This is a genomic window from Mesorhizobium sp. Primo-A (genome assembly GCF_003997175.1).
GTDB classification, from domain to species: domain Bacteria; phylum Pseudomonadota; class Alphaproteobacteria; order Rhizobiales; family Rhizobiaceae; genus Mesorhizobium; species Mesorhizobium ciceri.
In genome coordinates, this window is record NZ_RZTG01000001.1 from 567,131 (window position 1) to 581,426 (window position 14,296).

The 14,296-nt window shown below is 62.8% G+C and carries 16 protein-coding genes and 1 pseudogene; 7 read left to right on the forward strand and 10 right to left on the reverse strand.

What is annotated here, in order from left to right; all coding sequences use genetic code 11:
• The first annotated feature begins 20 nt into the window (after positions 1–20).
• Positions 21–1,400: a pyridoxal-dependent decarboxylase gene (locus EOC83_RS02750; RefSeq protein WP_063167789.1), complete on the forward strand. Its 1,380-nt coding sequence runs from the start codon at positions 21–23 to the stop codon at positions 1,398–1,400.
• A gap of 25 nt (positions 1,401–1,425) precedes the next feature.
• Here EOC83_RS02750 and EOC83_RS02755 read toward each other — a convergent pair whose 3' ends face one another.
• Complete coding sequence (locus EOC83_RS02755; RefSeq protein ID WP_063167788.1) at positions 1,426–2,529, reverse strand: FAD-dependent oxidoreductase; 1,104 nt, start codon at positions 2,527–2,529, stop codon at positions 1,426–1,428.
• A 103-nt stretch (positions 2,530–2,632) separates the two neighbouring features.
• Between EOC83_RS02755 and EOC83_RS02760 the strand changes: the two genes are divergently transcribed.
• Both EOC83_RS02760 and EOC83_RS02765 read left to right on the forward strand, forming a co-directional pair.
• On the forward strand, positions 2,633–3,883 hold the full coding sequence (locus EOC83_RS02760; protein ID WP_063170210.1) for a cytochrome P450: 1,251 nt from the start codon (positions 2,633–2,635) through the stop codon (positions 3,881–3,883).
• A gap of 277 nt (positions 3,884–4,160) precedes the next feature.
• Positions 4,161–5,045, forward strand: a complete 885-nt coding sequence (locus EOC83_RS02765; RefSeq protein ID WP_063170209.1) for an AraC family transcriptional regulator — start codon at positions 4,161–4,163, stop codon at positions 5,043–5,045.
• Between the two features lie 54 nt (positions 5,046–5,099).
• Here the strand turns inward: EOC83_RS02765 and EOC83_RS02770 are convergent, their stop codons facing one another.
• The 7 genes from EOC83_RS02770 to EOC83_RS02800 all read right to left on the reverse strand — a co-directional run bounded on the left by EOC83_RS02770 (position 5,100) and on the right by EOC83_RS02800 (position 10,269).
• Positions 5,100–5,450: a cupin domain-containing protein gene (locus tag EOC83_RS02770; RefSeq protein ID WP_063167787.1), complete on the reverse strand. Its 351-nt coding sequence runs from the start codon at positions 5,448–5,450 to the stop codon at positions 5,100–5,102.
• A 6-nt stretch (positions 5,451–5,456) separates the two neighbouring features.
• Positions 5,457–6,737 (reverse strand): O-acetylhomoserine aminocarboxypropyltransferase, encoded by a 1,281-nt coding sequence (locus EOC83_RS02775; protein ID WP_024504598.1) that lies wholly within the window; start codon positions 6,735–6,737, stop codon positions 5,457–5,459.
• 226 nt (positions 6,738–6,963) lie between these two features.
• Positions 6,964–7,485, reverse strand: coding sequence for a CoA-binding protein (locus EOC83_RS02780; RefSeq protein ID WP_024504599.1), 522 nt, complete (start codon positions 7,483–7,485; stop codon positions 6,964–6,966).
• Positions 7,472–8,236: a GNAT family N-acetyltransferase gene (locus EOC83_RS02785; protein WP_063167786.1), complete on the reverse strand. Its 765-nt coding sequence runs from the start codon at positions 8,234–8,236 to the stop codon at positions 7,472–7,474. The genes EOC83_RS02780 and EOC83_RS02785 overlap by 14 nt, the downstream gene beginning before the upstream one ends.
• Positions 8,233–9,015 (reverse strand): AAA family ATPase, encoded by a 783-nt coding sequence (locus tag EOC83_RS02790; RefSeq protein WP_063167785.1) that lies wholly within the window; start codon positions 9,013–9,015, stop codon positions 8,233–8,235. Before EOC83_RS02790 ends, EOC83_RS02785 begins: the two co-directional genes overlap by 4 nt.
• Positions 9,015–9,437 carry a VOC family protein gene (locus EOC83_RS02795; protein ID WP_013532202.1) on the reverse strand — a complete coding sequence of 141 codons (423 nt, stop codon included), beginning with the start codon at positions 9,435–9,437 and terminating at the stop codon, positions 9,015–9,017. Before EOC83_RS02795 ends, EOC83_RS02790 begins: the two co-directional genes overlap by 1 nt.
• Before the next feature lie 10 nt (positions 9,438–9,447).
• Positions 9,448–10,269 (reverse strand): enoyl-CoA hydratase, encoded by an 822-nt coding sequence (locus EOC83_RS02800; protein WP_063167784.1) that lies wholly within the window; start codon positions 10,267–10,269, stop codon positions 9,448–9,450.
• A 154-nt stretch (positions 10,270–10,423) separates the two neighbouring features.
• Here EOC83_RS02800 and EOC83_RS02805 point away from each other — a divergent pair, with 154 nt between their 5' ends.
• The 3 genes from EOC83_RS02805 (at position 10,424) to rpsI (ending at position 12,052) form a co-directional block, all read left to right on the forward strand.
• A complete protein-coding gene (locus EOC83_RS02805) occupies positions 10,424–10,888 on the forward strand; it encodes a PaaI family thioesterase (protein WP_063167783.1) in 465 nt (154 codons plus the stop codon).
• A 215-nt stretch (positions 10,889–11,103) separates the two neighbouring features.
• Positions 11,104–11,568, forward strand: coding sequence for a 50S ribosomal protein L13 (gene rplM / locus EOC83_RS02810; RefSeq protein WP_013532205.1), 465 nt, complete (start codon positions 11,104–11,106; stop codon positions 11,566–11,568).
• Between the two features lies 1 nt (position 11,569).
• The gene (rpsI, locus tag EOC83_RS02815) at positions 11,570–12,052 is read left to right on the forward strand and encodes a 30S ribosomal protein S9 (protein ID WP_023810272.1); all 483 of its coding nucleotides are present in this window, start codon (positions 11,570–11,572) and stop codon (positions 12,050–12,052) included.
• Positions 12,053–12,245: 193 nt separating this feature from the next.
• Here rpsI and EOC83_RS02820 read toward each other — a convergent pair whose 3' ends face one another.
• Complete coding sequence (locus EOC83_RS02820; protein WP_127325915.1) at positions 12,246–13,145, reverse strand: LysR family transcriptional regulator; 900 nt, start codon at positions 13,143–13,145, stop codon at positions 12,246–12,248.
• A gap of 90 nt (positions 13,146–13,235) precedes the next feature.
• On the opposite strand from EOC83_RS02820, the gene EOC83_RS02825 reads away from it, so the two are divergent.
• The gene (locus EOC83_RS02825) at positions 13,236–14,123 is read left to right on the forward strand and encodes an aldo/keto reductase family oxidoreductase (protein ID WP_063167782.1); all 888 of its coding nucleotides are present in this window, start codon (positions 13,236–13,238) and stop codon (positions 14,121–14,123) included.
• Positions 14,124–14,174: 51 nt separating this feature from the next.
• On the opposite strand, the pseudogene EOC83_RS33155 reads toward EOC83_RS02825, so the two are convergent.
• Positions 14,175–14,296, reverse strand: a pseudogene (locus tag EOC83_RS33155) (glycerophosphodiester phosphodiesterase); the annotation flags it as partial.

Here is a 14,296-nt window from a genome sequence, read left to right on the forward strand (position 1 = left end):
ATCTCCGTTGGGCTGAGGGCATGCGCGACCTGGAAATTTCCAATCAGGAATTGTCAGACCTTGCCGAAGAAGCCTTGGCGCTTGCCAAAGCTTATTGGGCCTCCCTCGAGGAACGTCGGACGTATCCCACGACCAGCGGCAAACAGACGACGGAACTCTTCTCGCGGCCTTGGCAGGAGAGCGGTCGTGGTCGGGAAGTCTTGCAGGATTTCAAGTCGATAGCGGAGCATGTGCGGCCTTCAACCGGCAGGTTCTTCGGTTATGTCGTCGGCTCCGGCGAACCGATCGGCGCGCTGGGGGAATTGCTGGCTGCGGTGCTCAATCAGAATGTGACGTCGTGGCGCTCGGCACCGGCTGCGACATCGATCGAACGCGCCGTCGTCGAATGGTTGGCGGAGGCTGTCGGTTGCCCCGGATTTACAGGCAGCCTGTGCGGCGGCGGCTCGACGGCGAACCTCATGGCCCTGGCGATGGCGCGGGAAGCGAAGCTGCCAGCCAACGAAACAGGCGTGCGACCGTGCGTGATCTATGCTTCCGAGCAAGTGCACATGTCCATTCCCAAGGCCGTCGCGCTGTTGGGGATCGGTAGAAAAAATCTCCGTTTGATCCCTGTCGACGACAAATTCAGGATGCGGACGGATGCCCTCCAGGCGGCTATTGCCGCCGACCGCGCCATCGGCAACATGCCCATCGCCATCGTGGCCACGGTCGGCACCATCATCTCCGGTGCGATCGATCCCCTTCCCGAAATCGCAGACATTGCCCGTAGGGAAGCGTTGTGGATGCATGTCGATGGGGCCTATGGGGGACTGGCGGCGCTGGCCGTCCCGGAAAAGTTCCAGGGACTGTCTTTGGCGGATTCGCTGTCGCTCGATGCGCACAAATGGCTCTATCAGCCACTCGATTGCGGCTGCCTGCTCAATCGCCACCCAGACATTGCGCGCACGACTTTCTCGCACAGCGACGACTACGTCAGGATATTGAGCGAAGACCCAACGGAAGCATTTGCATTCTTTGAAGAGTCGATCGAACTGTCTCGGCGCTTCCGTGCGCTGAAGCTCTGGATGTCGCTGCAGTATCACGGGCGCCGTGCCTATCGCGAAGCCATCGCGCGCGATCTCTACCATGCCCAGATGCTGGCACAGGCAATCGCTTCACAGCCGGAGCTTGAGCAGCTTGCGCCGGTATCGCTAAGCGCGGTCTGTTTCCGTCACCGCTCTAAGGACAATGAAGCGATCCTGCGCCGTGTGATCGCGCGCGGCCGCGTGTATCTGTCGAATGCAACGATCAACGGTCAATTCGCGCTGCGGGCGTGTTTCGTCAATCACAGGACGACCTTGGATGACGTTCGGGCGATTGTGTCCGAAGTCATTGCCGCCGCAGACGAACTCAATCATTGAACCGCTGCGGATTTGGCCTCGTGTTTCAGGCGACCTCCGCCCGCAGCCATGCCTTCAGACCGGCGATATCCCCATCGCCGACAGCAGCGGCAACGCGCCTGCCGACCGCCGCGCCGAACTTGTAGCCGTGGCCGGAGCATGCCGAGACAACAAGGCATTTGCCCTTTCCATGCGCCATGAATTTTTCGTCTGATGTGAAAGTGTAGGCGCAGGTGACGACCTCGGTCACGCGATACTCCGCGATGCGGGCGATCGGCGGCGAAAACAGGTTGCGGATCGCCTCGCCCTCGCCCGCCACCGGCTGACGGTTCCAGTCGGCGTCGCTGGTCGGCACCCTGTGCAGCCCGGAACCGAATTTCATGCCGGCGCCGCCGGAGGGCGGGATCACATAGCCGTCGATCGCGCCGCCGACATCGAGCACGACCGGTGCCGCCTGCCAGGCCGCCTTGAGGTCGGCCGGCGGTTCGACATAGGCAAGTGCGGTTCGATAGGTCTTCAATTCTCCGTCCAGTTCCGGAAACAGTTTTAGCACCCAGGCGCCTGCGGCGACGACGATGCGGTCGGCCTGCATCGTCTCGCCGCTTTCGAGCACGATGTGGCCGGCTTCGGCGTCGACCTCGACGACCTTGCTGTTTTCGTAGACATTGGCGCCGTTGGCGCGCAGCCACTTTGCCAGGCCGGACGCGATCTTGCGGCAATGCAGGGCGCCGCCTTCGGTCGAGAAATAGGCGTAGCGAAACGACCCGGCTTCCAGAAACGGCCAGCGTTTCACGGCTGCATCGGGCTCCAGCAGTTCGAACGGAAAATTGCCTTCTTCCAGGCCCTCGCGATATTCCTCGGCCTCGTCGCCGGGCTCGCGCGAAATGCAGACAAATCCTCTGGGATCGAGATGGTTTTCGCCGAGGTCGGCCCACATCTCGTCCCAGGCCTGGTAGGCTTCGGTGATCAGCCGGCCGTAGCCGGTCCCCGCGCGGTAAGCGCGGCGGATGATGCGGTGGTGGTCGCCCGAGGCGGCCAACGGGTTTGGGATCGGCCCCTGCTCGACGATCGAAACGCTGTGACCCGCCTTGACCAGCGACCACGCGGTCGAGAGGCCGGCAATACCCGCACCGACAACGATCACCTTCATCAAATCAGACTTTCCGCAGCCGGTCGGCTGGCTCAACGTATTGGATTGCGGGCGCCAACATACGGTCTGGAACCAGGCTGGCAAGCCGCGCTATTGGTCTGGCATGAGCAAATTGACGCCACCTGCCCTGGCCTTTGATCCAGCCACGCGACATCTGCGGCTCGACCCGCACGAGCCGGCTTTTTTTCAAAACCCTTATGATGCCTATGCTTTCCTCCACGGCCTATCGAATGCATTCTTCTGGGAAGAATTCGGCTTCTGGTGCTTTGGCGGCTTCGACGACGTCAACCGGCTGCTGCGCGACCGCCGTTTCGGCCGCCAGAATCCGGCCGGCATTCCAGACAGTCGCGGTATCGGACAGGACCGCAGCCATCTCAGGGCTTTCGACGGCGTCGAAGCCAATTCGATGCTGGAACTGGAGCCGCCGGTGCACACGCGGCTGAGAACACTGGTCAACCGCGCCTTCGTCTCGCGTCAGGTCGAACGGCTGCGGCCGCGTGTCGAGGCTTTGGCCAACGAGCTGATCGACCGTTTCGAACCAGGCAAGACGGTCGACCTGTTGCCTGCCTTCGCGGCGCCCTTGCCGATCACCATCATTGCCGAAATGCTCGGTGTGCCGGTCGACATGGGGCCGCAACTGCTCGACTGGTCGCACCAGATGGTTGCCATGTACATGCATGGCCGCACGCGCGCGATCGAAGAGACGGCCAACCGAGCCGCGGGCGAATTTGCCGATTTCCTGCGTTTCCATGTCACCGAGCGACGCAAGAACCCTGGCGACGACCTGCTGTCGCTGCTGATCTCGGCGCAGGAGGACGGCAAAAAGCTGTCGGAGGACGAGATGGTGTCCTCGGCGATCCTGCTGCTCAATGCCGGTCATGAAGCGACAGTGCATCAGACCGGCAACGCTGTCCGTGCGATCCTTATGCAAGGCGGCGATGTCAGCCGCTTCTTCGGCTCACCCGAAGCGACCGCGGCAACGGTCGAGGAATGCCTGCGCTTCGACGCGCCGCTGCACATGTTCACGCGCTACGCTTATCAGGAGATCGAAGTCGCGCCTGGCATTGTCGTGCAGCCGGGCCAGACGATCGGGCTGATGCTGGGCATGGCCAATCATGACCCGCGCGCCTTCGCCGAACCGCAAGCTTTCCGGCCCGATCGTCCGGACCAGAAGAACGTGTCATTCGGCGCCGGCATCCATTTCTGCATCGGCGCGCCGCTGGCCAGGCTAGAATTGCAGGTGTCGCTGAAAACCCTGTTCGAACGGCACCCGAAGCTGCATCTTGCCGAAAGGCCAAGCTTCCGCGACACTTACCACTTCCATGGGCTGGAAAGGCTCGCCGTCGGCTTTTGACGAAGCGCGGATTTGGTCGCCGGCCTATTCCAGCCATAGCGCCAGCAGCAACCACAAGGTCGGCTCACCGGACCGCCCACGATGCCCTTCCACGACAAGGCACCGGAAGCTGTCTCAGCCAGTTCCAGCGAAATAGTCATACGCAGGCAGCACAAGCTTGGGGGAGAGCCTGAAGGCCGTTGCTGGCAGCCCCTGTCGATCCATGCCAAATCGCAAGATCGGTCGAGCGCGATATATTCGGAAAGGCCTAACTGGTGTCGTCACGGAGAAAGAGACGTTGAAGGCCGCACTTGAAAACTACCCAGCCCGAATGCAGCGGGTGCTAGACCATATAGACCAGCATCTGGATGACGATCTGGGGCTGGAGGCGTTGAGCGGTGTCGCGGCGTTCTCGAAATATCATTTCCACCGGCAGTTCACGTCCACCTTCGGGGTGTCCGTGCATCGCTATGTCCAGCTCGCCCGCATGAAGCGTGCTTCGTACAGACTTGCCGAAAGTGACGCCCAAAGCGTCACCGACATAGCCATGGATGCCGGTTACGACGCGCCGGATGCCTTCGCCCGCGCCTTTCGGCAACGGTTCGGACAATCGCCGTCGTCGTTCCGGAAGTCTCCCGACTGGGGGTCGTGGCTCATGGCCTTCGGGCCCCTCGAAAAAGCAAGGAACACGCTTATGCAGATAATCTTTGAACACGACGACGTGACGATCCGCGATGTGCCCCCGACGCCGGTGGCGATCATGGAGCACCGCGGAGACCGGGCGACGCTCCAGGACACCATCCAGCGGTTCATCGCCTGGCGTAAGGCGGCGGGCTTGTCGCCCGAGACAAGCCCGACCTTCAACGTCTTCCGTTCCGAAAGGGAGCCCGCGGTCCCGGCTGACTACAGCATGGACATTTGTGCCGGGACAGACCGGCCGATCGAGGCGAATGACGGGCAGATGAAGGCTGGCGTGATCCCCGGCGGGCGCTGCGCGGTGCTGCGCTACCCTGGCAATACCAACAATCTCGAACCCGCAGCACTTTATCTTTATCGTGAATGGCTTCCGGCCAGCGGCGAGGAAGCACGCGACTTTCCGATCTATTGCCAACGACATCTGTCCCACTTCCCGGAGGGCCCGCTACGCGAAGTGGTCGTTGAACTCTTTCTGCCTCTGAAATAGCTCGGCAGGACAGCGGTTTGTCCCCCCGATCGCGAGCATCATGGCGACGCGAGATCAAAGCTTGATCACATACTCCTTGCGAGTCGTTTCAAGCACTTCCCAGCTGCCCTTGAAGCCGGGCTTCAGCACAAAGCTGTCGCCGGTCTTGACGGTGCGCGCTTGCCCACCGTCCTCCGCGATCACCGAAACGCCGGACAGGATGTGGCAGAACTCCCACTCGTCATAGACGATGCGCCATTTGCCCGGGGTCGATTCCCATATGCCGGCATAGAGGCCGCCGTCGCGCTCCTCGACATTCCAGGTGCGGAATTTGGGATCGCCCGAGATCAGCCGGTCGGGCGCCGGTGCACCCTGTTCGGCGTCGACAGCGTCGACGCCGATGGAAAGAAAGTTTGACTCGCTCATGATCGATCAGACCTTGGCTAGCGCCTGTTCGAGGTCGGCGACGATGTCGTTGACGTCCTCGATGCCGATCGAAAGCCGCACCGTGTCCGGTCCTGCGCCGGCCTTGACCTTCTGCTCGTCGGAAAGCTGGCGGTGCGTGGTCGAGGCCGGGTGGATGACCAGCGACTTGGTGTCGCCGACATTGGCGAGGTGCGAGAACAGCTCGAGCGCCTCGACGAATTTGACGCCCGCGTCATAGCCGCCCTTCAGCGCGAAGGTGAACACGGCGCCGGCGCCAAGTGGTGAGTACTTCTTCTGCAGCGCGTTGTTCTTGTCTGAGGGCAGGCCGGGGTAATTCACCGATGCGACCTTGGGGTGGTTGGACAGCCAGGCGGCAACGGTGACGGCATTGTCGCAGTGGCGCTGCATGCGCAGCGGCAGGGTTTCCAGGCCGGTCAGGATGAGGAAGGCGTTGAACGGGGAGATCGCCGGGCCGAGATCGCGCAGGCCGAGCACGCGCGCGGCAATGGCGAAGGCGAAATTGCCGAAGGTTTCGTGCAGGACAAGACCACCATATTCGGGGCGCGGTTCCGACAGCATCGGGTATTTGCCCGATTTCGACCAGTCGAAGGTGCCGCCGTCGACGATGGCGCCGCCGATCGAATTGCCGTGACCGCCGATGAATTTGGTCAGCGAATGGACGACGATGTCGGCGCCATGCTCGATCGGCCGGATGAGGTAGGGCGAGGCCAGTGTGTTGTCGACGATCAGCGGCAGGCCGTGCTTGCGCGCGATGTCGCCGATCTTCTCGATATCGACGAAGGTGCCGCCCGGATTGGCGAGGCTCTCGATGAAGATCGCCTTGGTCCTGTCGTCGATCTGGCTCTCGAAGGTCGAGATGTCATTGGTGTCGGCCCAGCGCACCTCCCAGCCATAATTCTTGAAGGCATGGCCGAACTGGTTGATCGAACCGCCGTAAAGCTTGTTGGCGGCAACGAAATTGTCGCCCGGCTGCATCAGATTGTGGAACACGATCACCTGCGCGGCATGGCCGGAGGCGACCGCGAGTGCCGCCGTGCCGCCTTCGAGGGCCGCCATGCGCTCTTCCAGCACTGCCTGGGTCGGGTTCATGATGCGGGTGTAGATGTTGCCGAAGGCCTTCAGCCCGAACAGCGAGGCGGCATGGTCGGCGTCGTCGAAGACGAAGGAGGTCGTCTGGTAGATCGGCGTGGCGCGCGCGCCGGTCGCCGGATCGGGCTTGGCACCGGCGTGGACGGCGAGCGTGTTGAAACCTGGCGTGCGGGTCACTGAAAACCTCCCTTTTGAAACTCTTGAAATCGCCGGGCATTCTTGGCGAAGCATGAGCGCGAATGCAAAGAAGAAAATACCCTTCGGCTAGCGATCTGCGGCCGAGGCCCGAGAAAATGCGCTGGCCTAAGGAATAATTTTGCGCCTAAGGCGCATCGCGCGTCAGGCCTTGCTTTTGGTGCACGTCGTTATCCCAAAACCGCTGCGCACTTTTGAGCGACGTGCACTACTTCTGCCGCACGCCAAAACTCTGGAATCCCGACCGCATCAGCGGCTTCTTCGACGACAGCACGCCGGAATTGACGCCGGTCCAACCGATCTCGCCGGACAGCTTGCCATATTCGATCTTGGGGCAGCGGTTCATCACCACCTTGATGCCGGCGGCCTCGGCGCGCGCGGCTGCTTCGTCATGGCGCACGCCAAGCTGCATCCAGATCACTTTCGGCAAGGGATCGAGCCGCAACGCCTCGTCGACGATGCCGGGCACCGCCGCCGGCGCGCGAAAGATGTCGACCATGTCGATCGGCTCCGGAATATCGGCGAGCCTCGCATAGGTCATCCGGCCGAGGATCTCCTTGCCGGCCTGGCCAGGATTGATCGGAAACACCGAAAATCCCTTGGCCAGCAGATATTTCAGCACGAAATAGCTTGGCCGCACATCATTGGCGGACGCGCCGACCATGGCGATGGTCTTCACCGAATTGAGGATGCCGGCAATGTAAGTGTTGTCGTAGCTATCGTGGTTCATGCGGCTTCCTGCGGTAGTGGTATCGGTAAAGTTCACGGCTGAACCCAAGCGAGGCGTAGAGGGCGCGAGCCGGCGTGTTGTCGGCCACCACCTGCAGGCATGCAGCTGACGCACCCGTTTGTCGTGCCCAGTCGATCAGGACGCCCACCGTCTTGCGGCCCAGGCCTTGCTGCCTGAAACGGCCGTCGGTTTCAACCGATTCCACCACAAGCAGCCCATTGCGGATGACGCCATAGGCCAAGGCGGCAATTTCGCTGTCTCGTGTACAGGACACGAACGCCCGGTCGCCGACGATCAGTCCGGTCATCTCGCGAAAGACGCGGCGATCGATGTCGTCATAAGCCTCCATGCGGAAGCGCGCCGCGAGCCAGTCTTCGCCTGGCACAGGCGAAACAGCGACCCGCTCGTCGCGGACTTCAGCCAGATCGCCGATCCCGGCATGGAGATGGATCGTCCCGCCTTCCGGCTGGTAGCCGCGATGGTCGAGTGCGGTTTCGAGCTCGGCGGCGATATCAGGCACTCGGAACATCGGCGCCTGACCGTGGCCGACGTAGAAGGACTCTGCGGCGTCGATCACTTTGTCGGGCGCGCCACGCTCGCCGCGCAAGGGATTGGCCGAATTGGTACGCCGGATCCGTCCGCCCGATCGCCGCAGAAGCCAGCCATCAACCAACGTCTCGGTCGCCGCCGGCCAGCCTTCGCGGCACGCCTGCTCGACGCGCCAGTTGAGGTCATCATCGCCGGCGCTCACGCGTCATCCTCCCGCAGCGCTTCCTCCATAAAGGCCTGCGGATCGGTGCAGAAGTCGCGCATCATGCGAAAATGATCGGTATCGCTGAAATCCGTGGGATCGAGCCCGAACCGGCTGATGCGGAACAGCCGCGCGCCAGGACAAGCCATCAGCAGCGGCGAATGCGTCGCCATGATCACTTGCGCGGTGCCCGACTGGTCCATGCGCCGCAGCATCTTGAGCAGCTCGATCTGTCGCGTCGGCGACAGTGCGCTTTCGGGTTCGTCGAGGATGTAGATGCCTTGCCTGCGGCAGCGCTCCTCGAAAAAACGGATAAAGCCCTCGCCATGCGACCAGGACAGGAAGTCCGGCGGCGGGGGCCTAAAAGGGTCTTCCAGTGCCGCCTGATCGAGATATCGGGCCACGGAGTAGAAGGATTCGGCGCGAAAAAACCAGCCGGCGGTGACTTTCGGCAGCCAGTGACCGCGGAATGCGTTGGCCAGCGCGGCACCACTCTTGTCGATGGCGCTGGAATGGTCGACCGGCCTATATCCCTTGCCGCCACCGGCTTCGTCATAGCCGGCCAGCGCACCGATCGCCTCGAGCAGCGTCGATTTGCCGGTGCCGTTCTCGCCGACGATGATGGTGATCGGCGTGGTGAATTCGAGTTCGAAGTCGTGGCCGCGAAACAGCGGCAGGTTCCATGGATATTTTTCCCAATCCTCGACCCGCACGGCATCGAGCAGGATGCGCTTCAGATAGGGAGCCTTGAGCCGCGTCAGCTGCTTGCGATGGGCCATCAGCCAGGTAGCGAAATCGTGCCGTCTTCCGCGATCGGAAAGGCCGGATTGTGCGCCACTTCCCAGACATGCCCGTCGGCGTCGGCGAAGTAGCCGTACCAGCCGCCCCAGAAGGCGCGGCCGGCCGGCTTGACGATGCGGCCGCCGGCTTTTTCCGCCCTGGCGAGCACGTCGTCGACTTCGGCGTCGGAGCGGGTGTTGTAGGCGAGGTAGACCGCCGATGGCGCCGCGGCGAAGGCGATGCCGGAATCCTCTTCTGCGCTGGCACGTGGGAACAGACCAAGAATGACGCCGCCCATCTGGAAGAAGGCGACACCGTCGGTGATACCGGCATGCCGCTTCAAGCCCATAGCCTCGTAAAAGCGCACCGCGCGGTCCAGATCATCGGTGGCGATGGTAACGATAGAGATTCGCGGCTCCATGGTGCTGCTCCTATTCGTCCGTCCATTCCGGCTTGCGCTTGCCGATGAAGGCGCCGATGCCTTCCTCGGCGTCGCGCGCGAGCATGTTTTCGACCATGATCCGGCCGGTATAGGTGTAAGCATCCGCCAGCCCCATTTCGGCCTGCGAGTAAAACGCCTCCTTGCCCGTCTTGACCACCAAAGATGATTTGGAAGCAATGGTTTGCGCGTATTTGGTGACGATCTGATTCAGGTATTCACGCGGCACGACGCGGTTGACCAGGCCGAATTCCTTGGCGGTTGCCGCATCAATGGTCTCGCCGGTCAACAGCATCTCCATCGCATGCTTGCGCGAGACGTTGCGCGACAGCGCCACCATCGGCGTCGAGCAGAACAGGCCGATGTTGACACCCGGCGTACAGAAGGTCGCCTCATGCGAAGCGATCGCCAGGTCGCAGCTGGCGACCAGTTGCAGCCCGGCGGCGGTGGCCAGGCCGTCAACCTCGGCGATGACAGGCACTGGATGACGCACGATCGCCTGCATCAGCGTCGCACAAGCGGCAAACGTCTCTGCGAAAAAGGCCTTGCCATGATCGGCGTCAGTGCGGCGCGCGGTCATTTCCTTGAGATCATGGCCGGCGCAGAACACCTTGCCGGCAGCCGACAAGACGATGACGCGAACGGCCTTGTCGGCCCTGGCGCGCTCGAGTTCGGCCGTCAGCGCCGCCATCACCGCCAGCGACAGCGCGTTGGCAGGCGGATTGGCGAGTGTGAGGCGCAGCACGCCCTTGTCCAGTTGTGCAACCACCGGACCCTCAACGGCGGCAGGCTTGATGGCAAGGATTTCGGCCATGGATAGGGTTCTCCGCGATTCCGCTGGGGCTGCCAGACTATCTAATACCGGATCAGGTTTCGTCCAACACCGATCGCTTGCGCCAGGGGACGAAGGTTGTCAGAAATGCCGCGCTGCGCTCATACAGGCCTGGCGCAAAGCGAGAGACCAAGACATGCCCGCCCAGACCAACCTCAAGCCCGTGCTGACCGCGCAACAAGTCAATGCGCTGATGGAAACCGTCTATCCGCAGCTCAATGAGCAGTTCAAATATTTCGAGGCGATCGACGTGTTCCCGGGCGGCTGCACCGTGCGGCTCAACGCCGGCGAACGGCATTTGCGTCCCGGCGGCACGGTGTCCGGCCCCTCGCTGTTCACGCTGGCCGACATTGGCGGCTACGTCTGCGTGCTCAGCCATGCCGGGCCGGATGCGCTTTCGGTCACCGTCAACCTCGACATCAATTTCGTGCGCAAGGCCGAGGCAGGACCGATCGACGGCCATTGCCGCATCCTGAAGCTGGGAAAGAGCCTGATGGTGTTCGACATCGACATCGTTGCCGGCCCAGACGGACACACGGTGGCGCATGCCATCGGCACCTATTCGATCCCGCCGAAGCGGAATGGTGATGTGGTAAAATAATACCTTTTGTTCAAGTTATTGTTTTTGCTACATTTTACCTGATATCTACCTTTTCGTTCGCCTTGACGCGGTCACCACCCTCGCCTATAAGCCTCCACGAAGCAGCGGCCCGCAAAGGCCGCCGTTTTGTTATTGGCGGCGGGCAAGCGCCTTTCGCCAATCCAAGCAACAAGAAACGCCTTCTCTTATGAAGGTCAGAACCGAGAGCAGAAAACATGACAACCTTTTCGCAGAAGCCTGCGGATGTGGTGAAGAAGTGGATCCTGATCGACGCCGAAGGTCTCGTCGTCGGTCGTCTGGCCACTGTCATCGCCAATCATCTCCGCGGCAAGCACAAGCCGACCTTCACCCCGCACGTCGACGACGGCGACAACGTCATCGTCATCAATGCCGACAAGGTGGTGTTCACCGGCAAGAAATTCACCGACAAGGTCTATTACTGGCACACCGGCCACCCAGGCGGCATCAAGGAGCGCACCGCGCGCCAGCTGCTCGAGGGTCGTTTCCCCGAGCGTGTCGTCGAGAAGGCCGTTGAGCGCATGGTCCCGCGTGGCCCGCTCGGCCGTCGCCAGATGAAGAACCTGCGCGTCTATGCAGGCGCCGAGCATCCGCATGTCGCCCAGCAGCCCGTCGTGCTCGACGTGGCCAAGCTGAACGCCAAGAACAAGAAGGTCGCATAAGATGGCTGAGCTTTCCTCGCTCGCAGAACTGGGCGCCGCCACCGGCAACACCAATACCCAGCCGGCGGCCCCCGTCCACGTCCAGAAGCTCGACAAGTCGGGCCGCGCCTATGCCACCGGCAAGCGCAAGAACGCCATTGCGCGCGTCTGGGTGAAGCCGGGTTCCGGCAAGATCATCGTCAACGACAAGGAATTCGCGACCTATTTCGCGCGTCCGGTCCTGCAGATGATCCTCAACCAGCCGATCATCGCCTCCAACCGCGCCGGCCAGTACGACATCGTCGCGACAGTCGTCGGCGGCGGTCTCTCCGGCCAGGCTGGCGCCGTGCGTCACGGCATCTCCAAGGCGCTGACCTACTACGAGCCGACGCTGCGCGCCGTGCTCAAGAAGGGCGGCTTCCTGACCCGCGACAGCCGCGTCGTCGAGCGCAAGAAGTACGGCAAGGCCAAGGCCCGTCGTAGCTTCCAGTTTTCCAAGCGCTAAGCACTTCGCAGCTTCAGACAATCGAAAAGGCCGCCTCCGGGCGGCCTTTTTGTTTGCGGCTCGGCAGTCACCCCACCCACGCCTACGGCGCGACCTTCCCATCAAGGGGAGCTAGAAGAGCGCGGCGCCCTACCTCCCCTCAATGGGAAGGTCGGCGCGGAGCGCCGGGTGGGGTGACGGCGCCGGAAACAGGTCAGGCCTTGCCGCCCTTGATATAGTCGATGAACGCCCGCAGCGGGGCCGGAACCAGGCGCCGGCCGGGATAATAGAGAAACGGTCCGGGAAAACTCTGCCACCACGGTTCGAGCACGGGCTCAAGAGCGCCGCTGTCGAAGTAAGGGCGCAGCCAGCCCTCGAAGAGGCCGATGATGCCGGTGCCGGCAATAGCCGCGTCGACGGCAAGATCCGTCGCCCCGCCGATCCGCACGATCAAGGGGCCTGTCGGATCGACCCGCACCACCTCGCCGTCTCGCTCGAATTCCCAGGGCAGCATCGCACCGCTGGCAAAGCGCCCACGCACGCAGGAGTGGCCAAGCAGGTCGCTCGGGTGTTGCGGGCGGCCATGGCGATCAAGATAGGCAGGGCTGGCGGCCGTGGCGAAACGCTGCACGCGCGGTCCGATCGGCACCGCGATCATGTCCTGCTCCAGCCGCTCGTCATAGCGGATGCCGGCATCGCAGCCGGCCGCCAGCACGTCGACGAAGTTCTCGTCGGCGATCACCTCCAGCCGGATACCGGGATAGGCGGCGAGGAAACCCGGCACGATATCGGGCAATATCAGCCGCGCAGCACTGACCGGCACGTTGAGACGCAACGAGCCAGCCGGCCTGTCGCGAAAGCCGTTCACCACGTCCAGCGCCGCCTCCACCTCCGACAGCGCCGGGCCGAGCCGCTCCAGAAGGCTGAGGCCCGCCTCGGTCGGGACAACGCTGCGCGTCGTGCGGTTGAACAGCCTGACACCGAGCTGCACTTCCAGGCGACGCACCGCCTCACTCAGGCCGGAGGCGCTGCCGCCGCTCGCACGCGCGCCGTCGCGAAAGCCGCCGGCGCGCCCCACCGCCACGAAAGCATTCAGATCGCTGAGGTCCATCATTGTTCGCCATTCCGCACGGCCTGTGTGGATTGTACCGGATTATCACGAGGTTGGGCAGCGCCTATCTCTGCCTCCTCAAGGAGATCAATCATGTCCAACATCCAACAATCCGGCACCTTCGCCCCCGCCACCTTCAAGCTTGGCAGCCGCACCGTGAAGCGGCTCGGCTACGGTGCCATGCAACTCGCGGGACCCGGCGTGTTCGGGCCGCCCAAGGATCATGACGCGGCATTGGCCGTGCTGCGCGAGGCGATTGCGCAAGGCGTCGACCATATCGATACCAGCGACTTCTACGGTCCGCACGTCACCAACCGGCTGATCCGCGAGGCGCTGGCGCCCTACCCCCAAGATCTCGTCATCGTCACCAAGATCGGTGCCCGGCGCGGCGCGGATGGATCGTGGCTGCCGGCCTTTTCCGCGGAAGCGCTCACCCAGGCGGTACACGACAATCTCAGCAATCTCGGGCTCGAGGTGCTCGACGTCGTCAACCTACGCATCATGTTCGATACCCATGGCCCCGCCGAAGGATCGATCGAAGCGCCGCTTACCGTGCTGGCCGAGCTCCAACAACAGGGTCTGGTCAGGCACATCGGGCTGAGCAACGTGACGCCGGCGCAGATCGCGCAAGGACGGGGGATCGCCGAGATCGTCTGCGTGCAGAACCAGTACAATCTGGCGCATCGCGGCGACGATGCCCTGATCGACGATCTTGCCCGCGATGGCATCGCCTATGTGCCGTTCTTCCCGCTCGGCGGCTTCAACCCGCTGCAATCCTCCACCCTGTCGGAAATCGCGGCGCGCCTCGGCGCCACGCCAATGCAGGTCGCGCTCGCCTGGCTGCTGCGCCGCGCGCCCAACATCCTGCTGATCCCCGGCACATCGTCGGTCGGGCATCTCGGGGAGAACCTCGCTGCGGCTGAACTGGAATTGCCACAGGATGCGCTTAGCGAACTGGACGGCGTGGCGCTAGCGGCTTGAAGCTAACCAATCTCCCCCCTCGTGAGGGAGATTGGCAGCGTCAGCCGCCGCTTAATTGATGCTCGCCGTATTCGCCGGCTCAACCGGCCGCGCCTCGTCGGCATAAGGCACGCGAAAACCATTCGCGGCCAGCCAGTCGATTGCCGCCTTCGGCTCGTCGGTCTGGATGATGG